General features: G+C 41.7%; 22 protein-coding genes. 16 read left to right on the top strand and 6 right to left on the bottom strand.

The window, feature by feature from the left end:
- The first annotated feature begins 133 nt into the window (after positions 1-133).
- Together ACFEL9_RS18485 and ACFEL9_RS18480 are read left to right on the top strand one after the other, a co-directional pair.
- Entirely contained in the window at positions 134-1,291 is a 1,158-nt protein-coding gene (locus ACFEL9_RS18485; protein ID WP_385893334.1) for an acyl-CoA dehydrogenase family protein, read from the top strand.
- 78 nt (positions 1,292-1,369) lie between these two features.
- Positions 1,370-2,044: a YggS family pyridoxal phosphate-dependent enzyme gene (locus ACFEL9_RS18480; protein ID WP_385893331.1), complete on the top strand. Its 675-nt coding sequence runs from the start codon at positions 1,370-1,372 to the stop codon at positions 2,042-2,044.
- 10 nt (positions 2,045-2,054) lie between these two features.
- Here the strand turns inward: ACFEL9_RS18480 and ACFEL9_RS18475 are convergent, their stop codons facing one another.
- Entirely contained in the window at positions 2,055-2,702 is a 648-nt protein-coding gene (locus ACFEL9_RS18475) for a dioxygenase family protein (RefSeq protein ID WP_385893328.1), read from the bottom strand.
- Between the two features lie 168 nt (positions 2,703-2,870).
- On the opposite strand from ACFEL9_RS18475, the gene ACFEL9_RS18470 reads away from it, so the two are divergent.
- Both ACFEL9_RS18470 and ACFEL9_RS18465 read left to right on the top strand, forming a co-directional pair.
- Positions 2,871-3,896 (top strand): sensor histidine kinase, encoded by a 1,026-nt coding sequence (locus tag ACFEL9_RS18470; RefSeq protein WP_385893325.1) that lies wholly within the window; start codon positions 2,871-2,873, stop codon positions 3,894-3,896.
- Between the two features lie 17 nt (positions 3,897-3,913).
- A complete protein-coding gene (locus ACFEL9_RS18465; protein ID WP_385893322.1) occupies positions 3,914-4,636 on the top strand; it encodes a LytR/AlgR family response regulator transcription factor in 723 nt (240 codons plus the stop codon).
- A gap of 1 nt (position 4,637) precedes the next feature.
- Here ACFEL9_RS18465 and ACFEL9_RS18460 read toward each other — a convergent pair whose 3' ends face one another.
- Genes ACFEL9_RS18460 through ACFEL9_RS18450 form a run of 3 tightly spaced genes read right to left on the bottom strand, consistent with a single transcriptional unit; the run spans position 4,638 to position 5,714 of the window.
- Positions 4,638-5,054 (bottom strand): SET domain-containing protein-lysine N-methyltransferase, encoded by a 417-nt coding sequence (locus ACFEL9_RS18460; protein WP_385893319.1) that lies wholly within the window; start codon positions 5,052-5,054, stop codon positions 4,638-4,640.
- Between the two features lie 26 nt (positions 5,055-5,080).
- A complete protein-coding gene (locus ACFEL9_RS18455; protein ID WP_385893316.1) occupies positions 5,081-5,239 on the bottom strand; it encodes a hypothetical protein in 159 nt (52 codons plus the stop codon).
- A gap of 52 nt (positions 5,240-5,291) precedes the next feature.
- On the bottom strand, positions 5,292-5,714 hold the full coding sequence (locus ACFEL9_RS18450; RefSeq protein WP_385893313.1) for an SET domain-containing protein: 423 nt from the start codon (positions 5,712-5,714) through the stop codon (positions 5,292-5,294).
- Positions 5,715-5,847: 133 nt separating this feature from the next.
- On the opposite strand from ACFEL9_RS18450, the gene ACFEL9_RS18445 reads away from it, so the two are divergent.
- Both ACFEL9_RS18445 and ACFEL9_RS18440 read left to right on the top strand, forming a co-directional pair.
- The gene (locus tag ACFEL9_RS18445; RefSeq protein ID WP_385893310.1) at positions 5,848-7,281 is read left to right on the top strand and encodes a PQQ-dependent sugar dehydrogenase; all 1,434 of its coding nucleotides are present in this window, start codon (positions 5,848-5,850) and stop codon (positions 7,279-7,281) included.
- A 136-nt stretch (positions 7,282-7,417) separates the two neighbouring features.
- Entirely contained in the window at positions 7,418-8,056 is a 639-nt protein-coding gene (locus ACFEL9_RS18440) for a superoxide dismutase family protein (RefSeq protein ID WP_385893307.1), read from the top strand.
- Between the two features lie 111 nt (positions 8,057-8,167).
- On the opposite strand, the gene ACFEL9_RS18435 is transcribed toward ACFEL9_RS18440, so the two are convergent.
- Entirely contained in the window at positions 8,168-8,656 is a 489-nt protein-coding gene (locus tag ACFEL9_RS18435) for a DUF4251 domain-containing protein (protein ID WP_385893304.1), read from the bottom strand.
- 395 nt (positions 8,657-9,051) lie between these two features.
- On the opposite strand from ACFEL9_RS18435, the gene ACFEL9_RS18430 reads away from it, so the two are divergent.
- From ACFEL9_RS18430 to ACFEL9_RS18400, 7 genes are all read left to right on the top strand, one after another.
- A complete protein-coding gene (locus ACFEL9_RS18430) occupies positions 9,052-9,540 on the top strand; it encodes a hypothetical protein (protein WP_385893301.1) in 489 nt (162 codons plus the stop codon).
- Between the two features lie 216 nt (positions 9,541-9,756).
- Positions 9,757-10,308, top strand: a complete 552-nt coding sequence (locus ACFEL9_RS18425; protein WP_385893298.1) for an RNA polymerase sigma factor — start codon at positions 9,757-9,759, stop codon at positions 10,306-10,308.
- Between the two features lie 105 nt (positions 10,309-10,413).
- Positions 10,414-11,493 (top strand): FecR family protein, encoded by a 1,080-nt coding sequence (locus ACFEL9_RS18420; protein WP_385893295.1) that lies wholly within the window; start codon positions 10,414-10,416, stop codon positions 11,491-11,493.
- Positions 11,494-11,528: 35 nt separating this feature from the next.
- Positions 11,529-15,053: a SusC/RagA family TonB-linked outer membrane protein gene (locus ACFEL9_RS18415; RefSeq protein ID WP_385893292.1), complete on the top strand. Its 3,525-nt coding sequence runs from the start codon at positions 11,529-11,531 to the stop codon at positions 15,051-15,053.
- A gap of 28 nt (positions 15,054-15,081) precedes the next feature.
- Positions 15,082-16,545: a SusD/RagB family nutrient-binding outer membrane lipoprotein gene (locus ACFEL9_RS18410; RefSeq protein WP_385893288.1), complete on the top strand. Its 1,464-nt coding sequence runs from the start codon at positions 15,082-15,084 to the stop codon at positions 16,543-16,545.
- A 97-nt stretch (positions 16,546-16,642) separates the two neighbouring features.
- On the top strand, positions 16,643-17,620 hold the full coding sequence (locus ACFEL9_RS18405; RefSeq protein WP_385893285.1) for an endonuclease/exonuclease/phosphatase family protein: 978 nt from the start codon (positions 16,643-16,645) through the stop codon (positions 17,618-17,620).
- Positions 17,620-19,116, top strand: a complete 1,497-nt coding sequence (locus ACFEL9_RS18400; protein ID WP_385893283.1) for a LamG-like jellyroll fold domain-containing protein — start codon at positions 17,620-17,622, stop codon at positions 19,114-19,116. Before ACFEL9_RS18405 ends, ACFEL9_RS18400 begins: the two co-directional genes overlap by 1 nt.
- A gap of 78 nt (positions 19,117-19,194) precedes the next feature.
- On the opposite strand, the gene ACFEL9_RS18395 is transcribed toward ACFEL9_RS18400, so the two are convergent.
- Positions 19,195-20,340: a Gfo/Idh/MocA family protein gene (locus tag ACFEL9_RS18395; RefSeq protein ID WP_385893280.1), complete on the bottom strand. Its 1,146-nt coding sequence runs from the start codon at positions 20,338-20,340 to the stop codon at positions 19,195-19,197.
- A 511-nt stretch (positions 20,341-20,851) separates the two neighbouring features.
- On the opposite strand from ACFEL9_RS18395, the gene ACFEL9_RS18390 reads away from it, so the two are divergent.
- The 3 genes from ACFEL9_RS18390 (at position 20,852) to ACFEL9_RS18380 (ending at position 24,630) form a co-directional block, all read left to right on the top strand.
- On the top strand, positions 20,852-22,036 hold the full coding sequence (locus tag ACFEL9_RS18390; protein WP_385893277.1) for a hypothetical protein: 1,185 nt from the start codon (positions 20,852-20,854) through the stop codon (positions 22,034-22,036).
- Positions 22,037-22,126: 90 nt separating this feature from the next.
- Positions 22,127-23,410: a multiheme c-type cytochrome gene (locus ACFEL9_RS18385; RefSeq protein WP_385893274.1), complete on the top strand. Its 1,284-nt coding sequence runs from the start codon at positions 22,127-22,129 to the stop codon at positions 23,408-23,410.
- A gap of 167 nt (positions 23,411-23,577) precedes the next feature.
- Complete coding sequence (locus ACFEL9_RS18380) at positions 23,578-24,630, top strand: hypothetical protein (RefSeq protein WP_385893271.1); 1,053 nt, start codon at positions 23,578-23,580, stop codon at positions 24,628-24,630.
- Positions 24,631-24,877: the final 247 nt, after the last annotated feature.

The following is a 24,877-nucleotide window of genomic DNA, read 5'->3' as shown; positions in this document are numbered from 1 at the left end:
CCAATCATTTGTTCATCAAATTTTAGAAAAACTTTGTGATTAGCATCTACGTTAGAATTAGTTGCATATCTGTTGCATTCTTTTAGCAGTACCCCAGACCTTATCTTTGCCGGATATAAATGTTTAATGCCATATGATATTTGAACTTTCAGAAGAACAATTAATGATTCAAAAAGCTGCCAGGGATTTTGCAAAAAACGATTGCCTTCCGGGAGTTATTGAACGGGACGAAAAACAACAGTTTCCCCGCGAACAGGTCATGAAGCTGGCTGACCTCGGTTTTTTAGGAATGATGGTCGATCCAAAATACGGCGGAGCCGGCATGGATACGGTAAGCTATGTGCTCGCCATGGAAGAGATCAGTAAAATAGATGCCAGTGTAAGCGTAGTGATGAGTGTAAACAATAGCCTTGTATGTTATGGCTTGCAGGAATTTGGCACCGAAGATCAAAAACAAAAATATCTAACGCCGCTGGCCCACGGAAAAAAGGACGGTGACTTATATATTGGTGCTTTTATGCTTAGTGAACCTGAGGCAGGAAGCGACGCTACTTCACAACGGACCACAGCGGAAGATAAGGGAGACTATTATTTGTTAAATGGTACCAAAAACTGGATCACCAATGGAGGCACAGCCAGTGTTTACCTGGTGATGGCCCAAACCGATCCGTCAAAGGGATCAAAAGGGATCAATACGTTGATCGTAGAAAGAAATTGGCCGGGTGTAACTGTTGCTGCCAAAGAAAATAAACTAGGTATTCGCGGCAGCGATACACATACGGTAATGTTTACAGACGTTAAAGTGCCGAAAGAAAACAGGGTAGGAGCGGATGGTTTTGGGTTTACGTTTGCCATGAAAACATTAGCCGGCGGAAGAATTGGTATCGCTTCACAAGCGTTGGGCATAGCAAGCGGCGCTTTTGAGCTGGCCAAAGAATACTCCAAAACAAGAAAAGCATTTGGCACGGAGATCATGAACCACCAGGCTATTGCCTTCAAGCTGGCGGATATGGCTACCAGGATTGAAGCTGCAAGACTGCTTTGCCTGAAAGCCGCCTGGGAAAAAGATAATCACCAGGATTATACAGTTAGCAGCTCCATGGCCAAAGTTTACTCATCAGAAACAGCTATGTGGACCGCTATAGAAGCCGTACAAATTCACGGTGGCTATGGCTTTGTAAAAGAATACCATGTGGAAAGGTTGATGCGGGATGCGAAGATTACGCAGATTTATGAAGGGACAAGTGAAGTGCAACGGATTGTTATCAGCAGAAGCATTTTAAAAGGGTGATGATGTGAACCTGGCAATAAACAATAGTAATGTGCAAATGAATCCTGAAGTTTCATTTGCACATTTTATTTTTGCTGAATGGCAGTAAACAAAGACGCATATCAACAGATCATCTCGGAACTACACCCCAAAAACATAACATTAGTCGCTGTTTCCAAAACAAAACCGGTTGCTGATATACAGGAAATGTATGACCTGGGTCAAAGAGATTTTGGAGAAAACTATGTGCAGGAACTGGTAGATAAGCAATCGCAATTACCCAAAGACATCCGCTGGCATTTTATTGGTCACCTGCAAAGCAATAAAGTAAAATACATTGCGCCTTTTGTTCACCTAGTACACGGCGTGGATAGTTTTAAACTGCTGAACGAAATCAATAAGCAGGCATTAAAAAATCAACGGGTCATAGATGTATTGCTGCAGGTTCACATTGCACAGGAAGAAACAAAGTTTGGAATGGATGAAGCAGAACTGAGTTCGGCCATAAATGAATTTGAGAAATTGAAATTAGAAAATGTGCGGATTTGCGGATTAATGGGCATGGCTTCTTTTACTGATAACGAAACAACTATAAAGAAGGAGTTTCAGTTTCTCAAAGGTCTCTTTGATAAACACGCCAAATTGCCAATTGCCAATTGCAAATTGCAAATTCTTTCTATAGGTATGAGTAGTGATTATAAAATTGCGATAGAGGAAGGCAGCAATATGGTCAGGATTGGTAGTTTACTTTTCGGTGAGCGGAAGTATCAGTAATGGTTCCTTTTTACTTTTTTGGATAGTCAGGAACATTCAATCCGAGGATAATATTTCGTGTGGCCCGGAGCATCCCGTCTTTCATTACCGGATTTATGATCCCGTTACCGCCTCTCGGTGGACGATTTGATTTTTCTTCCTGTAGGTAAGGATCACCTTCAAATAAATATTCGTCTATCCAATACTCATTGAAGTCCGGTTCCTTTATAGTGGGATGAATATGTTGGGGGTTTCGGCTGTTTGGATAGGAGGCGGGAACCAGGGTATAGAATTTGTAAAAACCGTCTTTGCCTGTTTTTATCCAGCCACGGATGAATCCATGCCTTTTGGCCCAGCCTTTTTCATCTCCTTTTGTTGGATATACTCCCTTTTGATCGGTATGATAAACATAGAGCACAACACCCGGTGCGGGAGTTTTGCCATCGCTTTGGTATATCACCCCACTGATTTCGATTTTGGGACCCGGATCATTAAAATCCGGGAGAGTGTCTATGTTATTTAACTGGTCAAAGGGAATGGGGCTTTCATGGATTGCTTCGCAACCCTCACAACTGCCGCCAACAAGTTTATGCTGCGCTTCTGCTTTGTTGCCGGTTTTTTGGGAACAGCCGGTCATCACATTGCCTAGAATCATTGCCAGCAGGATCAATCGTTTCATTTTGCCTGATTTGTATACTAAAGCTCAACCCATTTTAACCCTGTTTCCAAATTCTTTACACTAAAGGAAACAATAGCTTGATGAATGGAAACCTGCATTTTATCCTGTAAAAGCCACCTTTAGTGTAAAGTTTTTTACCAGCGGCAAAGCGTAAATTTATTTTGTCATATGCAAAACAGGCCATTGATAAAATATAAGCTTCATCATGTTTTTTTCTGGATGCTCGTATTCGGGGTGTGGTATTTTTTTCGTTACGATGACTACGCTGTTCCGGGTCGGGCCTTTACTATAACGCTTATAAAAGTGATTGACCTGGCGCTGATGATCTATATTACCAATTATGTATTATTACCCAAGCTATTTTACAAGAAAAAGTATGCCTTGTTTGTTTTATGTTTTGTCTTGTTAGTAGTGACGAGCAGTGTTCTGAAAATGAATATTCTTGGGCGGATCATGGATGCGCCACAGCTTTATAGCCTGTCCGGCGATTTGAAAAGGAGGATCTATGATAATGTGTTACCCCATTTCTTCCTGGTGATAGCGGGGGCTGCTGTTAAACTAATGATTGACTACTCCCGTTTACAACAACGGATGGCAGAGACGGCAAAAGAGAAAGCGGAAGCTGAATTGAATTTTTTGAAATCACAGATCAACCCTCATTTTTTATTCAATTCGCTGAACTCCGTTTATTTCCTGATTGATAAGAATAATACAGAGGCGAGGGAGTCATTACATAAGTTTTCTGATATGCTCAGGTATCAGTTGTATGAAATGAAAGGGAACAAAATACCCGTGGAAAGAGAAATTAATTACCTGCAGGATTATGTAGACCTGCAAAAACTCAGGAAAGATGATGCCTTTTCTGTTTCCTTCAATTGCTCACCAACTGTTGCCGGGTTTTCGATCGAGCCATTGTTGCTGGTTCCATTTGTAGAGAATGCTTTCAAACATGTTTCTTCCCATGCTGAAAAAGAAAATTTCATCCGGTTTAACCTGGACCGACACAACGGGCAAATGATTTTTTCAGCCGAGAATTCAAAAGATAAAGAAAGAACAAACGATACCTACAGTGGTATTGGATTAAACAATGTGAAAAGAAGATTGGAATTACTCTATCCCGGCCGGCATGAGCTGACGATTAGAGATGAAGAGAATGTTTATAAGGTAAACTTGAAAATTAAAATAGACTCTTAAAAGAAGCAGAAAGTTTTATGAAAATAAATTGTATCATCATCGACGACGAGCCGCTTGCCAGGAAAGGATTAAAAGAGTATATCGCAGACGTTGATTTCCTGGAGCTGGCGGGTGAATTTGATAATCCGTTAAAGGCGGCCGGACTTATCAGCAACGGGAAAGCGCAGTTGATGCTTTTGGATATACAAATGCCCAAAATCACCGGTATCGACTTTCTTAAAACATTGCAAACAGCTCCGCCGGTAATATTTACAACCGCCTATCCGCAACATGCTTTAGAGGGTTTTGAATTGAATGCATTGGATTATTTAGTAAAACCAATTTCATTCGACCGGTTTTTAAAAGCGGCATTAAAGGCGAAGGAATACTACGAAGTGAGAGAAAAAAATCATGCGGAAACCAATCTTGCTGCTGCGGATTATTTTTTTATAAAAGCGGATAACAAACTGGTAAAGATTTTATACGACGACATCCTGTTTGCTGAGGCACTGCAAAACTATGTGGTCATTCATACGAAAGATAAAAAGTATATTACTTACCTGACCTTTAAATCGGTAGAGGAATACCTGCCTGCGGACAGGTTTATAAAAACACATAAATCTTATATTGTTGCCGCCGGCAAAATTGACAGTATCGAGGGTAGTAATATCAGGATAGGAACCCATGATATCCCGGTCAGCCGTAACCTGAAAGAGGAAGTAATGGAAAAATTATTGAAAGGAAAATTCTTAAAGCGATAGATTAGTCATAACCTTCAACATCCACCACATCTTCATAATTGATAAAAAGTTCCGTTCCGGCCGGAATGTCTGCCAAAGCCTCAAAATATTCACCATCGTTTACAGAAATTACATTGGGTGAAGACGAATGGTTAAGATAATTTACGAGGTCCATCACTTTGAAACCGTAGTCCGGCACATAATAATCGTCATCATCAAAAAGGCAATAAGTTTCAATTAATGAACGGGAGTGTGCTGGAAGTTTTTCCACCTCGGCAATAGGCAGCTTTATCCAGTTGCCTACATTTTTGGAAAAAATATCACGGCAGCCCTTGGGAATGTCTGTAATTGCGAACACGCCAATGCCGTGTACTGCTGAAGGTTTTAAAGCCACATAAGTTTCCCGTGCCAGTTCCTTCAGGAGTTCTTCCTTTGTCATAATTTCTGTGATGATAAGTTGCCGGATTAGCTGCCTCTTTGTGATCCGGTATTCGCTTGTTTAGATACAAAACCCGAAGATTTGGGCTTTTGAATAAACTTCGAACCGCCTTTGTTAGCAGCAGCTGCTGACTTCTTATTGTCTTTCTTTTTGCCTTTACTATTTTGCTGGTTTAACAATGACATAATTGAGGATTTTTATACCTGTAAATATAATTAATAATCGCTGAAGAACTGGTTACTTTTTACTGTCCAATTTGATGTTATAACGAATGGCGTCCCAGTATTCTTTTCCATAGGACACTAGTATTTCAGAGTTGGCTGGAATATCCTTCGTTGCTTCAATAAAGACCCGGTAGTTTTCTTCTACATAGGCAGAATTATTTGACATTCCTTTAATTTTCTGCAAGCCTTTCGCATCGTTTGCGTAACGGCCCAACGCCTTCTTAAAAGTATGGGCATCCAGCACATGGTTTTTATTGATGTAATAAATGTAACCGTTGGCACCATCATCATGTTTCACCTCCTTCCAGGTCGTTGCTCTCCCTTTATACTCGACGATGCGTGTTCCCTTTGGAATAAATTTTTTAGTAAATAGTCCCTTGCCGGAGCCTGGAATACCCGACCGTTTTATGTACAACTGCTTTTCTAAAAGTGCCATGGTGCTTTGTCCCGAATTTTTTAAAGCTGCGAAGATATAGGCTATTGCGATGAACTAACAAATGTTATCAACAAAGAGTTGTTATTTTTGATGGTGTTGCCGGATTCTCTCCTTATTTTCAAATTACAGGCTCATGTCAAGGATTTTTATTACGATCGGTGTTATTATAGTCAGTATCGTTTGCTTTAGCTCGATGAGTTTTCCTGGCGATCCATTCATTAGTAAAGCAGACGTGATGGATTCCACCAGGGCAAGAAAGAACTATGAAAATTATTGTGGTGGATGCCACGGTGAAAAAATGGATGCTTTTGTTGACAGGAACTGGGAGCATGGTAACACAAAGGAAGACCTATGGAAGGGAATTAAGATGGGCTATGCTGATGAAGGTATGCCGGCGTATGATAGTGCATTTACCGATGAAGAGATTATGGAGCTGGCTGAATATATCCTGACCGGTATTGAAAAGGTAAAACGGTACCAGTTTCAAAATACACCGGTCGTAACGAATTATTTTGAGTCAAAAGATATCAATATCAAACTGGATACTATCGCCAGCGGATTGAATGCTCCCTGGGGCATAGCCTTTTTGCCCGGCAATGAATTATTGGTGACAGATAAAACAGGTAAACTGTACCGGGTCATGAAAAATAGAAACCGTGAAGAAATCACGGGTGTGCCGGAGGTGTTGAGTGAAGGGCAGGGCGGCCTGATGGATGTGGTGCTGCACCCGGATTATAAAAAGAATAAGTTGATCTATTTATCCTACTCTGCAGTAAAAAGAGAAGGACAAACAATATTGGCTACTACGGCCATTATGCGGGCAAAGCTGGTTGGTAATAACCTCACAGATCAAAAACTAATCTTTGAAGCCTATCCTTATTCCAGGACGAAACATCACTATGGTTCCAGGATGGTATTTGATAAAAAGGGATTTTTATTTTTCTCGGTCGGGGAAAGAGGTAACGAAAAAGAAAACCCGCAGACATTGGCGAATGATTTGGGAAAAATTCACCGCATTAAGGATGATGGCTCCGTTCCCGCAGACAATCCTTTTGTCAACACACCGGGTGCGAGGCCAACTATTTATTCTTATGGACATAGAAACCCGCAGGGCCTCGTCATTCATCCTGTCACCGGTGAACTGTGGGAAAATGAACACGGGCCGAGGGGAGGAGACGAAATAAACCTGGTAAAAAAAGGTGCTAACTATGGCTGGCCGGTTATTACAAGGGGCATCAACTACAACGGAAAAATTATTTCCAGCAAATCCGAAGCGCCGGGCATGGAGCAAGCAATGCTGTACTGGACGCCTTCTATAGGACCAAGCGGAATGGCCTTTGTTACCGGCAGTCGATATAAAGCCTGGTCCGGAAATATTCTGACCGGATCATTGCGCTTTAAATATCTCAACCTTTCAAAATGGGATGGCAATGCCATAAAAGGTGAAGAAATGTTATTGAAAAATATCGGCCGGCTGCGGGATGTAAAGATGGGACCTGATGGATATATCTATGTAACTGTTGAACGACCAGGATACGTGTTTCGTCTTATCCCTGGCAAGAATTAGCTGTCGCCGCGTTGGATAATTTGTGGACAATCGGCCCCTTTTGAAAAAAGCGCCCAATAAAATGTGTTTTTCGAAATGGGTAAGGTTTTTGCAACATCCATTTTAACTTGTATTTCTCAAACCAAAATCAAATAAGATGAAAGCATTATTGAACGTTTCAGTTTTTTCTCTTGCTCTCGCAATCACAGCCTGTAATAATAGTGGTGAAAATAAATCCACTACTGACAGCACTACCACTACAACCGTTGATACACCCATGACCACTACCGATACTTCGCACTCTTCTATGAAGATGGCTCCGGATACTGCCACTGTTCCAATGGTGGAGAAAGCAGAGGCGATAATATCGGGCACCTATCCTGACACGACGGTAACAGGCACTGCAAAATTTACGACTGGTAAAAATAGTAAAGTAAAAATGGTGCTGGATATAACCGCGGCAGCCAAGGCTGGCAAAAGTGTAGCCGTTCACCTGCATGAGCATGGCGATTGCGGTGATAGTGGAAAGATGGCTCATGGTCACTGGAACCCCACCAATGCGCAGCATGGTAAATGGGGACAGGGTAGTTTCCATTCCGGCGATATTGGCAACGTGAAATTAGATTCGAAAGGGAAAGGAACTGTAACAATTGAAACCGACTTGTGGACACTCGGTGGCAAATGGGATAAAAATGTTTTGGGTAAAGCCGTGATCGTTCACGGTGGTGTAGATGACTTCACCACGCAACCAACAGGTAATGCCGGTTCAAGAATCGGTTGCGGGGTTATTAAATAATTTGCGACAAGCAAAATTGTGTTCGGTTATTTAACAAGGCAATAAGAACAAAGGTCATCCGGCCACGGCGGATGACCTTTGTTCTTTAGAAATTTACTTTTTTACAGCACATTAAAACGCTTTCTTTTCTTTGTCCTTGCCTTCAATGATGTAACCATTAAACACAATGCTCTCCCGGTTCAAACTATTGACCAGTAATGTTGCTTTCTTATTGTCAAAAATGGTAAAATACAGGTCCTGCACATCCTTCACATCGTTGGGTTTGATCTTTAATGCCCAGCTTTTCTTTTTCCCCGGCGCTAATGAGTAATCAAATTTGCCGGAAGTAAATTTGATACCACCTTCGGCAGGATTGATTGGTGCTGAATAGGCACGACCAAAAAAAGGAAGAAAAGCAATGACCGTATCACTTGTCACTATCACATCGTATTCTGTTGTTAACTGCCTGAGCCGACCCCGTTGAGGATTTACTGTTTCTGCTTTGAAAATGAAATTCTTTGTTTCCAGGAGTTGCTGGGTAGTCAACCCAGCTTTTTCCTGCGCATGGACAATGCCTGCTACTGCAAGCAATACTACTATCAAGGAAAAATATTTTTTCATCTGTATATTTTTTTGCTTTTTTGTCAAATCGAATCTTGCCTGTCGGCAGACAGGTTCGCCCTAAAAATTTTCATCGCGGTTTGGTAAGAATTTGCTCGTCCGCCGCGGCGGATTATGACTCATTTCATCTGTAAATTTTTTGTTGTTTCAATTTAATCTGTACTTGTCGCGAACTGGCTTCCGGATGGGACGTCCAATAAAACATTCCCTGCATTTCAAAAATTTTTACATGGGCGCCTCATGTTGTTTACTTATTCAGTTTCAGCGGCACAGAAAATATGCCAGTATATTGTAATAAAATATTATTTAAACGCATTGACAAATGGTTAACACTTGTTTCGCAATCTTCTATGACTGCTGGCAGGAAGTTTGCCGTTTTAACTTAAAACCTGTACATGAAACTATTTTTCCTGGTGGTCTTTATATCCACCTCCTTTCTTTGCCAGGCACAGTTAAAAGGATTTAGTCTCGGACCTTATGCTGAAATGGGATGGCCGACCGGTGACTTCCAACAATCCAATAAAACGGGTATTGGAGCGGGAGTCGGTGCTGACATACGTTTGGGAAAAATAGGCCTGACAGGTTCCATTGGTTACATGCACTTTGGCGGTAAGACGATGACAAAAGCTGAAGGCCCCGTAGACATGCCGGCGATAAAAGCCGTTCCTGTTCGGGTCGGTTTAAAATATCGATTAGCCCCGGCTTTATATGCAAAACTTGAATCAGGTGTTGCGAAGTTCACAGGAACTGACGAGTCAGCCGTCATATTTGCTCCCGGCGTTGGCGTCCGGCTGCTTGGATTAGAACTGCAGGCCAAATACGAAATATGGAAGCGGGACCAGGCTTATAGCTTTTGGGGACTAAAGGCTGGATTTAATTTTTAAGTGATAGACGCATTTAATATAAATACAGTTTTACCCATCTAATCTTCACGAATATTTTTCTTATTGCTCAACCGGTTGAACGGCGATTTCAATCGTTTGCGTAAACGTGTTTTTCAGGGCATTCAAATTTTAAGCATCAAATTCTGGTAAAATATTGTCAACTTAGTAGTGCAACCATTGACAATGTCAGACGAGTTGTGTTAAGCTAGCTGCTGTATGAATACCGGTAAACCTTTACCAGAACATTTGCCTGATGAGGACGCCTTATTCGCTTTGATGCGGCTATACTATGATGAGTTGTTCAGGTATGGTGTTAAGTTTACAGCAGATATCGAAGAGACAAAAGATGCCCTCAATCAATTTTTCATTCACTTTTGGGATAACAGGAATAAGCTTAATAAGGTAGAAAATATCAAAGCCTATCTTTTTGTATCGTATAAAAGATGGCTTATCGTTCATCTACAGCGAAGACGCAACAATCGTCCACTCTCACTTTCGGAAAGCCTGATCAATGATCTTGCTGAACAATCTTACGAAGATTACCTGGTAAAACAAATAAGTGATGAGGAGTTGGCGGGAGTGTTACAGGATGCCATTAAAAGTTTGCCCGATCGTCAACGACAACTCTTGCAACTTCGTTTTTACGAGCATATGGATTACCAGGAAATAGCAGAAAAAACTTCGCTCACTGTCCGCACTGTTTACAATAAACTCTCCGAAGCAATTAAAAAACTGCGTAGTCACAAGCGGATCGAAAAGCTTCGCTGATCCCGCACCAACGGCGTTTCAAAATATTTTTTAAAATAACTGCTTCCACACGGGTAAAAAATACCTGTTTTCTTATCATTTAGTCAGGCACTCAATTTCTCATTCATGAAAGGGCATATTTACACTATAGAAGAACTGATGCTGGATGAAAGTTTCGTCAACTATTGTTTAAGCAGGGGCTCAAATGTTCCATCGCAATGGAGGGTGATCATCCGTGACAATCCTGATCAGCAGGAAACTTTTGAAGAAGCAAAGAAATTGGTGCTGGCGCTGCATGGTGGACTTTCCCGGCCGGAGGTAAACAGGCAAATAGAAGAAGTGCGGCGTCAGTTGTTGGGCAGAAAGCCTGAAGACGCAACTCTTTCAGATGTGCAGGAGCCGCCACTATCATCAACACTTGTGGTCACAGGTAAAGGTGAAATAAGAAGAAAGATTTTAAAATCAGTTGTCCTGTATGCAACAGCAGCTTGCTTTTTATTTATAGCGGGATGGTTTGGGTTTAAACAATTCAATAGCCCCGGTGAAAGCAAGCATTCTCAGCCGATAAGTTACCAAACACCGCTGGGGCATCGTCAAACAATTACTTTACCCGATGGCTCTACGGTTGTGCTTAATTCCAATAGCAGTATCTCGCTTAACGCCAACTTTAATGAAAACAACAGGGAGATTTTTTTGAACGGAAACGCATTATTTAAAGTTGCAAAAAATGCAGGTAAACCATTTATTGTTATTGCCAACAACATCGCCACTACGGCACTGGGTACAGAATTTTATGTTCATGGAAAACAAGCTATCTATGGTAACATACAGGTTGATTTGCTCGAGGGAAACGTGAAAGTAGCAGGTATTGGCAAAAATGCTCCTGGTGATGAGATCCTTCTATTTCCCGGTGAAAGTTGCAAAAAAACGGCACAAACAAAACTGCAGAAGACCGTCTTTGATTCTACCTACCTGCGCCGTTGGGAAAGCAACCGCATTTCCTTTAATGAAACACCCGTGTTAAAAGCCTTCAAACAATTGGAAACATGGTTCGGCGTAAGCATAAAAGTAAAAAAAGAGGGTTTGAAAGACCGGGCCATTAACGGTGAGTACCAGTCGAAGTCTCTACAGGATATCTTAAAAGTGATCTGCTTTAGCATCAACGCAAACTATTCGTTTGCTGACAACAATGTTATCATTGAATAACTGCCTATAATTATAAAAACTAAACCGCTTGCTGTATGAAAAAAGTTCCGCTGCCTAAGAGGCGAACTGCCAAACGATCAGTGACCTTTCTAATAGTTATCTCCTTGCTTGCATCAGAAAGATCATTCGCTTTCAATCAAACCAAAGTAAACTTTGGCTTTAGAAACACACCTGTTGAGCAGGTCATAAAAAAGGTTGAAAAGCTTTTCAACATTCACTTTACTTATGACCCCCGGGTTATTAAATCGGGGATCAGGATCGATCTTCCAAAAAAAGAAAGAACACTGGAAGAAACCTTACAACAACTATCAAAACTCACCGGTCTTGAATTTTTGCAATCCGGAAATCTTGTCGGTATACAACAACCGGGAAATTTTCAGCATAATTCTAATATAACCAGGAATCAAAAAGAAAAAGTCACCATCAAAGGAAAGGTAACTGATAGTAACAATCAACCAATAGCCGGGGCTACTGTTGCTGTTAAGGGAACGAATCGCGGCGTTACCACGGATGAAAGTGGAAACTTTTCTATTGAAGTAGAAAAAGGTGAAACACTGGAAGTCTCCTTTGTCGACTTTACCAGCCAGCAATTTGTTGCTGATAGAAGCACCACACTGAACATCGTATTGATTTCAGCGAATAAAGCATTGGAAGAAGTAGTAGTAACAGCCCTGGGTGTAAGAAAAGAAAAAGCGAAAGTGGCCTATGCAATACAGGAAGTAAAGGGTGAGGCCTTACAAAAAGCTCCCGAAACCAATGTAGCCAATAACCTGGTAGGCAAAGTAGCCGGGCTGAGCGTATATACGAAGTCGACCCTTTTTGAAAACCCGGAAATATATATCAGGGGACAAGGGGCATTGGTGGTAATTGATGGTGTTCCCACGCAAACTGATTTCTGGAACATCAACCCTAACGATGTGGAGAGTGTGAACGTATTGAAAGGTACAGCCGCCGCCGCATTGTATGGTTCGTTGGGCATCAATGGCGCCATCATGATCACTACGAAAAAAGGAAAGAGTGGCGCCAACGGAACCGAAGTCTCCTATAATACCACCACTCAATTCCAGGCGGGATTTCTGCGGGTACCCAAAACACAAAAAGAATATGGAATGGGCTGGGACGGATATTATGCATTTATTGATGGTAAAGGCGGCGGTAGCTGGTATGATGATTATGGTTATGTGTGGGGGCCAAAATTGAACCAGCCCGATCCAACTACAGCGAGTGGTTTTATGGAAGTGCCTCAATATAATAGTCCCTATGATCCCAATCAGTTGTTTGAATTCAAACAAAATGGCTACACCGACTATAGTCATTACAAGCCGATGCCGTGGGTTACAAAAGGGCAAAACAACCTGAAAAACTTTTTGCAAAATGAATTGTCAACAACCCACAACATCAGTGTAGCCGGCAAAACAGACCGCAGCGACTACCGGATTTCCGTTTCACATACTTATCAAAAAGGACAGGTACCGAATACAAAGCTGAATTCATCAACGTTGAGCCTGGCGGGTAGCTTAAAGGTCACTGAAAAACTGAAAACCGAAGCCAGTATTGCTTATAACCGGCAGTATACTCCCAATTATCCGGAGACAGGTTATGGCCCCAATAACTTTTTCTACAATATCCTTTTATGGATGGGACCCGATGTTGACATCAGGGATCTTCGCAATTACTGGCAACCAGCCGGTGGCAGAACCAGCGGTAGCGGTGCTTTTATTCCATATGGTGTAAAAGATTTGCAACAGTTTAATTATAACTACAGCTGGTATAACAATCCTTATTATCTAGCCCATGAATACCTGAAAGGTTATACAAACGATGTGATCGTTGGGCAGGTAAACGCTACGTACGATTTCACCAAAGATCTGCAGTTGCTGTTAAGAACTGGCGCTACCACAAACCAGGCCACTTCTGATGTAAAGACGCCGTATAGTTTTATCAACTACGGAACAAGTGCAGCGCCTAAAGGAAATTACAGCATTAGCAATAACAGTAATTTGTTGATTGTATCTGATGTATTGCTAACTTACAAAAAAACTTTCCTTAAAGATTTTAGTGCTACGGTATCAGTGGGTGGAAGCAACCGCTACAACCAGGCTAAGTCGAATTTTGCAAGAACAAATGGCGGATTAACGATACCCAAAGTATACAACCTTAAAAGTTCGATCAATCCTTTAAGTGTAGGTGGTGATGATCCGGATGTTCGGAATACTTTAATGGAAAGACAGATTGGAAGCGTTTTTGGCTATGCAGATATAGGCTATAAGAATATGGTTTACCTGAATTTTTCGGGCCGCAATGACTGGACCTCCACTTTGCAAAAACCACATAACTCGTTTTTCTATCCTTCCGTTTCTTTGAGTGTCATTGGATCTGAAATTGTGAAGCTGCCAACGGCTATTTCATTTTTCAAATTGCGCGGATCATATGCTAATATCTCGTCTGATGTTGATCCGTATTACACATTGCAAACATATAGGTCGGGCACAAGCTGGAGTGGCACGCCGTCGCTTTCTTTGCCCGGAACTATCATCAGCGCTGATATTCGTCCAAGAACAACCATATCACAGGAATACGGAACAGAATTTCGGTTTTTAAAGAACCGGGTTGGTATCGACTTTACCTGGTTCAGGTATTTAGAGAAAAATTTTCCCAAAGACATTCCTATTTCCCAGGCATCCGGCTATAATAGCATTCGCTTGAACGCTGATGAAATATACAGGAAGGGTATTGAAGTAGTAGTATCGGGAACACCGATAAGAACAAACAATCTTAAATGGGATGTGATCCTTAACTACAGCAATCTTCGCAGAACGGTCAAGTCCTACTATGGTGGAGAGACAATTCGTGATGGAGTGAAAGTAGGGGAGAGAACAGATCAATACAGAACCTGGGGATGGGAACGTTCACCTGACGGGCAGATCGTATATGGCAGCAATGGATTTCCGCAATACATCGATCATGTAGTGAATCTCGGTACCTATAATCCTGATTGGGAATTTGGCGCTGTTAATAATCTTTCTTATAAAAACTTTACACTTGGTTTTTCATTCGATGGCCGTATCGGTGGTTTGCTCTATAATGGTGTTGAACAAAAAATGTATGAAGGCGGTATGCACCCCGCTACTGCTAATCAATTCAGGGATGATTCATATGCAGGCAATGCCACTTATGTCGGGCAAGGAGTAGTAGTAACCAGTGGATCTGTTGAGTATGACGTGCAGGGAAACATTGTAAGTGATACCAGAAAATTTGCTCCCAATACGAAAGCAGTAAAATATATCGACTGGATTTTTGCAACTTATGTAAATGGCGTACCGGATGCCAATCTTTATAAGAGAACGTTTGTAAAACTTAGAGAGGTCACATTAACCTACAATGCTTCGCCGGCATTATTAAAGAAGACGCCATTCAAAGGGGTAAGTATTTCACTCACGGGACGTAACCTCGCATTGTGGAGTGATGCGCCTTATATGGATCCTGATGGTTACGAGGGAACCACATTGGCGGATCCGTCTTATAGAAATATTGGTTTTAACCTCAACCTGAAATTCTGATCGGTATAACTCCTAAAAAAAGTATTGTATGAAACGTCTATATAATAAAAAAGCATTGGTAGTTTCAATATTGTCATTGTTACTCCTGTTTGCTTGCAGAAAGCATGCTTATTATCAAAGTAATCCCAACGAACCATCGGCAGCTACACCAGCCTTGCTGTTGACAAATATCAGCATCAGCGTTTTCAACTATGATCCCACACAACCGGCATATGCTTCAAGACAGCTTACTTACTATGAGCGGGGCAATTCCGCGGTCGATTATAGCTGGACAAGCAGCAGCTATGCCAATTTTGATATTTTACGGCAGGTGATGAAGATGGATGAACTGGCTCAGCAGACCGGTGAGGAAAATTACCGCGGCTTGGCTAAATTTTTCAGGGCGGTACTATTTACGCAAATGACGGAAATATTTGGAGACATTCCTTATTCTGATGCATTAAAAGCTTTGGAGGGGAATACAAAGCCCAAATATGATACCCAGGAAGATGTATATGTTGGAATATTGCAGGAGTTGGAAGAAGCCAACAATATTTTAAGCGATGCGAAAGGTATTATCATAGGTGACATTATTTACGGTGGAAAAGCTTCACAATGGAAAAAATTGGTCAATGCCTTTAGGCTTCGGGTGTTGATGCATCTCAGCAAAAAAGAAGCAAATACAAAACTGAATATAAAATCACAGTTCCAGAACATCGTAAGCGATCCGGCAAAATATCCGTTGATGACCGGGCCGGCTGACAATGGCCAAATAGTTTTTAATACAAGTGCCACATCTAATTATTATCCAACAGCAGGTAGTCTTTCTCTCGGTACAGCTGTATCACTCGAAAAAGGAATGGCAGATATATTGAAAGCAAGAAACGATCCGCGGATATTTTCATTTGGTCAGCCTGTTGCCGGTCAGACGCCCAATGTGTTTGCCAACTATGCCGGCGTGAATGCAGGATTAACCGTCGCCGACCAGCAGAGTTCTGCTCCTGCGGCATCAAGAATTCATCGCCGTTATTCAGACCTGTCAGCTCCTGCAGTTGAGCCATTGATATTGGTGGGATATGCCGAGCAGGAGTTTCTCATCGCTGAGGCGATCTCCCGCAACTGGATCACCGGTGCCGGCACCGCCGAAGAACATTATAATAATGGCATCACTGCCTCTATGAAATTTTATGGTATCGGTGATGCAGCGATCGCTACCTATCTTGCCGGGCCAAATGTGGTTTTCGATACGGCTAAAGCGATAGAGATGATCATTATTCAAAAATATATCGCCTTGTTTATGCAATCAGGGTGGGAAGCATTTTTTGAACAACGAAGAACCGGTATTCCTACACTGAATGTGGGTCCGGGAACTTATAACAATATGATGGTTCCAAAGAGATGGTTGTATCCGCAAAGTGAATATGACTACAATAATGAAAATGTGGAGGCCGCTGTGCAAAGCCAATTTGCGGGTGATGACAATGTAAATGCGGTCATGTGGTTATTGAAATAGTAACTGTTGTTTTTCTCATGCAGTTAGTTTTGGTTAAGCAGAAGAGCAGGCCAATTGCCTGCTCTTCTCAATAAATCGATGTCCCAAAAAATAAGTTATGAGGCTAATCTGTTTCTCTTCTTTGCTAACATTCCTGATTAGTTTTGCAGGTCATGCTCAGTCATCCGGCAGCCAGTCGTTACGTGTGATGACGTTTAACTTATGGCATGGAGGTGATGGTTGTGGTCTTTCAAAAGATAGCTCAATTCAATTTCAATTAGCAGCCATTCGCCAGGCAAAGGCTGATGTGGTCGGCTTCCAGGAACAAACAGACAATAACAACCGGGAGAGGGCAAAATTACTCGCTGATAGCCTGCATTGGAATTACTACAAGATCAGCAGTAGCCGTGCGATAATTTCCAGGTTGGCAATGGAGCCAATTAATGTTAACGAAAAACAACCGGCATCTCATCACGGAAGTGCAGGTAATAATGCACAGGCAGTATTAATACATTTGGATAATAAGCAGCTGGCCGTTTTTGGAGTGTTGCACCTGATGTATACGCCCTATGAACCGTATGATATTGCTGATAAAAAATTAACGACTGCCCGGCAAGCAGAAGTATCGGCAAAAAAGGCAAGACTGCACGAAGTACAGTCCATGATGAAGGAAATTAAACCTTACCTGCAAAGAAATATACCGGTAATCCTGGTTGGCGATTTTAATGAGCCAAGCTGTATGGATTGGACAGCAAAGACTATTGAAGAAAGGAATGATGATGAGTTAAAATTTCCGGTCGATTGGCCGGCAAGCCGGTTGTTGCTCGATAATGGATTTGAGGATGTCTACCGGAAAATTTATTCGTCAGTAAAACAAAAACCGGGATACACCTGGACATCGAGACCCGGACTTTGGAGAAAGCCTGAAATTCATGACCGGATAGATCTTATTCATACTACTAAGAAAAATATTAAAGTCTCCGGGGCGTGGATAGCAGGCGAAGACTCTTCCTTTTCCGATATTATCGTAGAGCCATGGCCATCGGATCACAGGGCTGTAGTTGCAGAGCTAATCATTCAAACATCGAAGAAGTAATGAGGTTTCCCCGATTTTTCGGTATAACTGGGTTTCTTTTTTCATTTAGTTTATCATCGGCCCAGCAACCTGTCTATATTAATTCATTTGAAAAGGCTGAAAAATACAATACAGTTACAGGGAAGTTTGGAACCGCGTTGAATTTAAGCCAATCTGCCGCGATAAGAACGGTGATTAAAGAAACTTGTTCGTTGCCAACAGATAAAAAATCTTTTTCTGTATCCGTTTGGGCTAGGGCCGATAAAAATCTTGGACAATCTTATTCGATCATTCAAAGTTTAACAAAGAAGGCTGGCACAATACACGGGTGGAAGATAGGAGTGCAGGCGAATGGAGCATGGTTTTGGTCGCTGGATGATGGTAAGCTGCACTATGATTATTATCCAACACCGAAAAGACAGGCAATCAATGATGGGAACTGGCACCAGGTAACTTTCTCCTATGACCGGGAAAAGGAAGAGGTTTGGCTTTATTATGATGGTAATAATGTGGCTATCATCTATGTGCCGGGTATAAACAAAGTTTCTGGTGATGATCTGCTGATTGGTGGTGACAGCGCCGGAGATTTTGGTGAATGGGAAACTTTCAATGGCTATATTGATGAGATCAGGATATATGATGAAGTTCTTACTCCGCAGTTTGTGTTAAAGGATGGAGGCTTTAGTCAAAACAAAAACGGGGTTGCGAATTATAACGGCTCTGTTTCAGTAATGAATTACAATATCTGGCATGGCGGAAGGGAAACGGGCAAAGAAACCGGTGTTTCAAGAATTGTAGATATAATCAAAAACTCAGGAGCAGACATAATTTCCATGCAGGAAACATATGGGTCAGGACCGGCAATAGCAGATGCATTGGGTTACTATTTTTACCTGCGTAGTTCCAATCTTTCCATTATGAGCAGGTTTCCCATCCTGGAAACCACTGATGGCTACTCGTCTTTTTACAATGGAGGGGCTCTGATTCGTTTGGCGAACAATAAAAAGATTTTGTTTTTTACCAACTGGCTTAACTATCCGCTCGACTATTGGGATATCCTTGAAAAAAGTAAACCTATTGATAAATCCGATTGGTTAAAGCAGCAGGGGAATGTAAATACAAAACGTTTGAGCGAGATACTTACACGAATAAAGCCATACCTGGAGATTACTGACAGTCTGCCGCTAATTTTTTGTGGCGATTTTAATTCCGGCTCTCATCTCGATTGGATTGAGTCGACTAAGCATTTAAATAATGGATATGCCATGTCTTTCCCAACCAGCATGCTAATGCAACAGAGTGGATTTGAAGATAGCTTCCGGGAAATTCATCCGGACCCATTAAAGGAGAGAGGAATTACCTGGAGCCCGGCTTTTCCAAATGCTTTTAGGGACCGCATCGATTATATCTATTACAAAGGGAAGCAATTAAAACCTACCCGATCATTCACTATCAACACTCATCCGGTCAAATATCCATCGGATCATGCCGCAGTTGTAACTGTTTTTAATTATTGAGGTGGCGTTTGAAGCAAACTTTTGGAAACAAAAAAGACTGCTTCATTGAAGCAGCCTTTAATTAAGGAAGTCTCTGTCCTATATTTTTACCCAGGCTTGTTTTTTATTGCTTTCCAATATCCTTTCACAAATCAATAATTCACGATAACCATCAGCGAAAGTAGGGAAGGAAGCCTGCTCCGGTTGTTTGCCTTCAGCAATTGCCTTGTACACTTCTTTGAATAATTGTTTCGAAGTATCAGGAAATCCCTCATTATGTCCGCCGGGGAAACTCATCAATGCACTGGCTTCCGGATAAGCCAGTGATGGATCACGCATCATCGATTCATTGTAACCGTCGCGGTTGCCGATCCACAAATTATTGGGCGATTCGGAATTCCAGGCAAATGTTTTTTTCGATCCGGATATTTCCAGCTTCAATTGATTTTTTCTACCGGCTGATACTTGTGATACAGTGATAGAACCACGGTTACCATTGTCAAAACGCAACAACACGTTGGCATGATCTTCTGTGGTAATGGGCACATCCGCATAATCTTCTGGCTTCAGCATTTTACCGGAATAAGTTTCGACCGCCTTCAGTGGTTTTTTTCTTGTTTTATGCACGGTATTAAAATCAGCCATTACTTCCACTGTTTTCAAACCGGTAATGTATTCGATAATGTCCATCAGGTGTGAACCGATATCCGCAATGGCCCGGGAATCGCCTGATTTATCGGGCTCTAATCGCCAGTTGTAATCGGTGGCATAAAAAAGCCAATCCTGCAGGTAAGACCCAAGGATAGAATAAATGTCGCCCAGGTCACCCTTTTCCCGCATGGTTTTCATTTGGCGAACGAGTGGATAATAACGAAGGTTGAAATGAACAGCATTTACCAAACCGGTTTGTTTGGCAAGTGCTACTAATTCCTCTGCTTCATGCAGGTCTTTTGCCAAAGGCTTTTCACACACTACATGTTTGCCGGCTTGCAGGGCAGCTTTCGATTGCGGATAATGCAAAAAATTTGGCGTACAAATATGTACACTCACAATGTCTTCCATTGCCAGCAACTGATCAAATGTGCAGGCCCGTTCAATACCCAACTGGGCGGCTTTATTGTTGGCTAATTCTTCTGTTGCTTCGCATAAGGCAGTCACTTCGATATTAGGCAATCTTCGCAATGCCTCGATATGGGCAGGACCAATAAAACCTGTTCCTACCACTCCAACTTTAATTTTTTGCATTTCAATTTTTAAATTAAAAAGTTAGTAAAAAATACTCCTTGCTTTTTTAAAAAATAACGGAGCCGTTAAAATTACAGGTTCTTGTAAATAAGAAAATATTTTTTTTGAATGGATCATGGTCTTATCAATGGCAACTTTACCGTAAACTTGTCGTCGCTGAATTCATCCACCTCTATATTGTCTGCCCGTAGTAATTTGTATTTGTCCCGGATGGTGGAAAGCCCTATTCCAGTAGAATCTGTCTTGGTTTTCCTCCTGGCGAGATTATTTTCCACCACGAGATACTCCCTCTCAGTTGACCGGATGGAAATGGTGATTGGTTGTTGCCTGCTCAGGGTATTGTGTTTGACTATGGTTTCTATTAACAGTTGTAAGCTCAGATCGAAATGGCAATATTAAAGAGGCTATCAGCAGGGATACATCCTTGCAAGCGGGGGTTGCGGGCTATTTTTTTTCATAGTATTTTGTACAACCCTGGCGCCGGAAAAACAGTCTGTACCAGGTAGTGTTTATGCGGATATTATTTTTTTTGACTCTATTGCCTTTAAAATTGTTGAGCCAGGATTTTTCTGGCGTGTGGACCGGTCATATCTATTCAAAAGAAAGCCAGTTGCCGTATGAGCTGGTTATAAGCGGGGAAAAGAATAACCTAAGCGGTTATTCACTCACAATTTTTATAATAGGTGATGTTCAGAATACCGGGATAAAATCCGTCAAGATAAAAGACAAGAAGGGCAGCATTGCTATAGAGGATGACAAGACATTGTACAATGATTATCAGACAGCCTCCAAAAAAGTAACCTTATATGCAGAGCTGTCGTTTGAAGATGGCTCAACTAATGTTTTACGGGGCTCATTCTTTACCAGGTCACTGGACCGCTCTTCTTATAAAGGAACGATCCGGTTAGAACGAAACGATGATCATGCTCAAACAAAACTGATCACTCATCTCGGGAAATTGAATTTGGTCAGCGATCTTTCATTCCTCAAACCTAAAATAACTGCGCCGGTTAACAGAGACATCGCTGTTGCTACAGAAAAAACAAACCAACCGGCAGCTAACAATCAGCCTGCCCTGGCGGATGCGCCGATCTCTACAACTGTTCCGGGTGACACATCCATTGCTGTCGTTACAGAAAAACTAAAACAACCTGCCATTAACAGTCAGCCAGCGCAGGCGGATGCACCGATTCCGGCACCGGTTATAAAAGCAAAGGACCCGGCTGTTGCCGCTTCTTTACCAGAACAAAAAAAAGTAAACCTGTCTGTTAAAAACTCTGTCACATCCGTAATTGGGGTAAAAAAAACCAGTGCAGTGAAGCCGGTTAAAGCTGCCGCTGCCGACCTTGCTATGCGAAAGACTGAAATCATCAGGGATATTAATTTTAAGTCCGACAGCCTCATTTTAAATTTATATGATAACGGTGAAGTAGATGGAGATACGGTTAGCGTTTTGGTAAATGGAACATTGGTAATTGCGAGGAAAGGTCTTACTGCTACTGCCGTTAAAACCACGGTATACGCTTCGGAAGGATTTGGTGATTCGTTGCAGGTAGTAATGTATGCCGAGAACCTGGGGCGTATCGCACCTAATACCGGCTTGCTGGTGGTAGAAGATGGTGAAGAAAAATACCAAATACGATTTGAGGGAGATTTTCAGAAAAATGCCGCCATTGTTTTTCGCAGAAAACGATAAACCGCTGTGTTTATAATTCCATTCTCTATTTAGCCTTCTTTGTCTAACTTCATTTTTTAATAAGATCATTTGATCGTCATCCCTGTTTAAATGCAGTTAAGCCTGAAGTATAAACGTTTGACTATTGTCACAGCATTGATGATTATAAGCGTTTTTGCACTGACAAAATGTATTACCAACGAAAAGGAAAAGAAGGAGGAAGGAAAGGAAAAAGCTGATACAGTTGCTTACACCAGAAAGATAAGCTTTGAGAAGTTTGCCGGTTCAGCCACTTGCGCTAATTGCCATAAAGATATTTTTGCAAAGCATATAAAAACGGGGCATTATCTTACTTCACAACCTGCGTTGGAGAAATTTGTCCTTGGTAGTTTTAAACCCGGAAAAAATGAGTACGACTATAGCCCATTGACAAAAGTGGTAATGGAGAAGAGAGATAGTGGTTTATTCCAGGTGGTATATCAACAGGGCGAGGAAAGGTATGCATTGCATTTTGATATAGTAACCGGCTCAGGAGCCAAAGGCCAATCCTATTTATATTGGCGAAACAACAGGCTATTTCAAATGCCGGTCACTTATTATACAGCGGCTGATCAATGGTCCAACAGTCCCGGGTTTCCCGACAAAGTGGTATTGAACCGCCCGATAACATCACGATGCCTGGAATGCCATGCAACATATGCCGATATAATATCCACGCCGGGAAAGGAGCCGGAAGAATTTGATCATAATAAAATGTTGTTTGGTGTTGATTGTGAAAAATGCCATGGCCCCGGAGCTGAGCATGTAGAATTTCAAACCAGGAACCCTGCGGATACAAGGGGTAAGTACATGATTAACCCTGCGTCGTTTACCCGGCAACAAAACCTGGATCTATGCGGCCTCTGTCATGGTGGTGCTCTTGAAAAATTAAAACCATCTTTTGAATATGTGGCCGGCGAACCGTTATCAAATTACTTTAAGGAAAAGAAAATTAGCAATCCTACACCTATGTATGACAACGTTGACGTGCATGGTAACCAGCTTGGACTATTGAAGGCCAGCAAATGTTTCACTGCGAGTAATTTAACCTGTAACAATTGCCACAATACTCATGAAAACGAAAGAGGCAAAACCGCCTTGTTTTCCCAACGATGCATGACTTGTCACCAGCCTGGCCACAGTAATTTTTGCACAATAAAATCTATTCCCCGGTCTTCACTAAAAGCTAATTGTATCGATTGCCATATGCCCGCTACAAAATCGCAGGCGATTACTTTATTACTTCCGGGGCAATCTGTGCCAACCGCTGCGTCGGTGCGGTCTCATTTTATTGCTGTATATCCTCAAAAAGTAAAGGATTTTGTAACTGGCAAAGAAAAGAGCCGTTCAAAATAATAATCCTGTTTCTTCTTTCGCCTAAGTATTAACATCATAAACGGCCGGGGGCCGATTGTGTGCATTGATTTGGAATGTTAAAGCGGGCGATAGAAAATAATTTTTGAGTATGTCCGTTTGTATATCGCGGAAACCATCTAGAAGGAGAGTTTGCACAAAGGTGGATTTTGATTAAATTATTACCGGTTTATAACGGCATGCAACGACTAATAGCTTTCTTTTTCTTTCTTTTTTTTGCAATTTCCATCCATGCGCAGGAAATATTTTCCTGGAGCAAGGAAAGGGAATATTGCAATCCATCGGTTATTGGCTTGCCAAGAGCAAAAGCAGTTATTCTAAAATATGAAGTGCAGCCGGCTTATAACATGCGATCAACCGGCGAACTGGGAAATTTTGGAAATGCAGAAGGAAAGATAAGGCGCAATAATCGGTTAGATGTACGGGTGCGGTTTCCCATCATCAATAAACCCTCTCTCACCATAGCTGCCGGGTTTAAATACACAAAAGAGGAATTTATGTTTAGTGATGATGCGCCGATGAATTATCCCTTTTACAAGGATCTGCAGGATCGTCCCTTAAAAAGCGCCGGAATTCATTTCTATGTAATAAAACCTACAAAAACCAATAAGTACTTCATACTTCGCACCAGTTTTGACTTGAATGGTGACTATGGCTCGGATAAGTTTGGAAAAAAAGAATTTTTAAAGTTCTCCGTTACGCCGCTTATCGGTTGGAAGAGAAATGAAAATCTATCCTATGCCGTTGGATTTACCTACGGTTATACCTTTGGCCGGCCATTGATACTGCCGGTGTTTTCGTATAATAGAAATTTCAACTGCAATTTGGGTATTGAGAGTGTACTGCCCATTAGCCTCAGGCTGCGCTATACAAAAAACGAAAAAAACTACTTTTACACCGGGCTTGAATTAGGCGGTGCGTCATACCGGTTAGATAATGAGGGAACTGCTTTTAGTAGTTATAACAGACTGCACCTGTTCCGCTCCGAACTTAGGTTTACACTCAACTATGAAAGGGAGATACATGACTGGCTTTGGTTTGGCATTGAAGCTGGTTATAGGAAAAATCTTCGTTTTAACCTGACCAATGGACCAAGAGGCAATTCAGATATTATCATCAACAATAAAATAGGCGGGGCGCCGCTTGTCAATGCCAGCCTTTTTGTAGTGCCGCCCCGGTTCCTGTTAAAGAAGAAACCGTAAAGCTCTGCAAAACTTATGGCTGACCCGGCGGTTAGGAGAGGGTACTACATTAACAGCTATTTTATCGTTTTCAGATAAGCAAAAATGGCTATTAGATTCGAGTCATCTACGGTTGCGATAACCCCTGTCAGAACAGGCTATTTTTATATTGTTTGGCAGGCAAATTTGACCACTCATCATTTACTACGAATAGTTTCGTTATTTTCGTACTAGCTTAGTCTACGCCGCAATTCAATTTTATTATTGC

This window comes from Terrimonas alba (assembly GCF_042434975.1).
Classification (GTDB): Bacteria; Bacteroidota; Bacteroidia; order Chitinophagales; family Chitinophagaceae; genus Terrimonas_B; species Terrimonas_B alba.
Note: the sequence above shows the minus strand (reverse complement) of the source record. Positions and strands in the feature narration are given on the sequence as shown.

What these genes read in the sequence shown, in the direction of transcription:
- ACFEL9_RS18485 (WP_385893334.1), top strand. Translation starts at nt 134, where the DNA reads ATGATATTTGAACTTTCAGAAGAACAATTAATGATTCAAAAAGCTGCC.
- ACFEL9_RS18480 (WP_385893331.1), top strand. Translation starts at nt 1,370, where the DNA reads ATGGCAGTAAACAAAGACGCATATCAACAGATCATCTCGGAACTACAC.
- ACFEL9_RS18475 (WP_385893328.1), bottom strand. Translation starts at nt 2,702, where the DNA reads ATGAAACGATTGATCCTGCTGGCAATGATTCTAGGCAATGTGATGACC.
- ACFEL9_RS18470 (WP_385893325.1), top strand. Translation starts at nt 2,871, where the DNA reads ATGCAAAACAGGCCATTGATAAAATATAAGCTTCATCATGTTTTTTTC.
- ACFEL9_RS18465 (WP_385893322.1), top strand. Translation starts at nt 3,914, where the DNA reads ATGAAAATAAATTGTATCATCATCGACGACGAGCCGCTTGCCAGGAAA.
- ACFEL9_RS18460 (WP_385893319.1), bottom strand. Translation starts at nt 5,054, where the DNA reads ATGACAAAGGAAGAACTCCTGAAGGAACTGGCACGGGAAACTTATGTG.
- ACFEL9_RS18455 (WP_385893316.1), bottom strand. Translation starts at nt 5,239, where the DNA reads ATGTCATTGTTAAACCAGCAAAATAGTAAAGGCAAAAAGAAAGACAAT.
- ACFEL9_RS18450 (WP_385893313.1), bottom strand. Translation starts at nt 5,714, where the DNA reads ATGGCACTTTTAGAAAAGCAGTTGTACATAAAACGGTCGGGTATTCCA.
- ACFEL9_RS18445 (WP_385893310.1), top strand. Translation starts at nt 5,848, where the DNA reads ATGTCAAGGATTTTTATTACGATCGGTGTTATTATAGTCAGTATCGTT.
- ACFEL9_RS18440 (WP_385893307.1), top strand. Translation starts at nt 7,418, where the DNA reads ATGAAAGCATTATTGAACGTTTCAGTTTTTTCTCTTGCTCTCGCAATC.
- ACFEL9_RS18435 (WP_385893304.1), bottom strand. Translation starts at nt 8,656, where the DNA reads ATGAAAAAATATTTTTCCTTGATAGTAGTATTGCTTGCAGTAGCAGGC.
- ACFEL9_RS18430 (WP_385893301.1), top strand. Translation starts at nt 9,052, where the DNA reads ATGAAACTATTTTTCCTGGTGGTCTTTATATCCACCTCCTTTCTTTGC.
- ACFEL9_RS18425 (WP_385893298.1), top strand. Translation starts at nt 9,757, where the DNA reads ATGAATACCGGTAAACCTTTACCAGAACATTTGCCTGATGAGGACGCC.
- ACFEL9_RS18420 (WP_385893295.1), top strand. Translation starts at nt 10,414, where the DNA reads ATGAAAGGGCATATTTACACTATAGAAGAACTGATGCTGGATGAAAGT.
- ACFEL9_RS18415 (WP_385893292.1), top strand. Translation starts at nt 11,529, where the DNA reads ATGAAAAAAGTTCCGCTGCCTAAGAGGCGAACTGCCAAACGATCAGTG.
- ACFEL9_RS18410 (WP_385893288.1), top strand. Translation starts at nt 15,082, where the DNA reads ATGAAACGTCTATATAATAAAAAAGCATTGGTAGTTTCAATATTGTCA.
- ACFEL9_RS18405 (WP_385893285.1), top strand. Translation starts at nt 16,643, where the DNA reads ATGAGGCTAATCTGTTTCTCTTCTTTGCTAACATTCCTGATTAGTTTT.
- ACFEL9_RS18400 (WP_385893283.1), top strand. Translation starts at nt 17,620, where the DNA reads ATGAGGTTTCCCCGATTTTTCGGTATAACTGGGTTTCTTTTTTCATTT.
- ACFEL9_RS18395 (WP_385893280.1), bottom strand. Translation starts at nt 20,340, where the DNA reads ATGCAAAAAATTAAAGTTGGAGTGGTAGGAACAGGTTTTATTGGTCCT.
- ACFEL9_RS18390 (WP_385893277.1), top strand. Translation starts at nt 20,852, where the DNA reads ATGCGGATATTATTTTTTTTGACTCTATTGCCTTTAAAATTGTTGAGC.
- ACFEL9_RS18385 (WP_385893274.1), top strand. Translation starts at nt 22,127, where the DNA reads ATGCAGTTAAGCCTGAAGTATAAACGTTTGACTATTGTCACAGCATTG.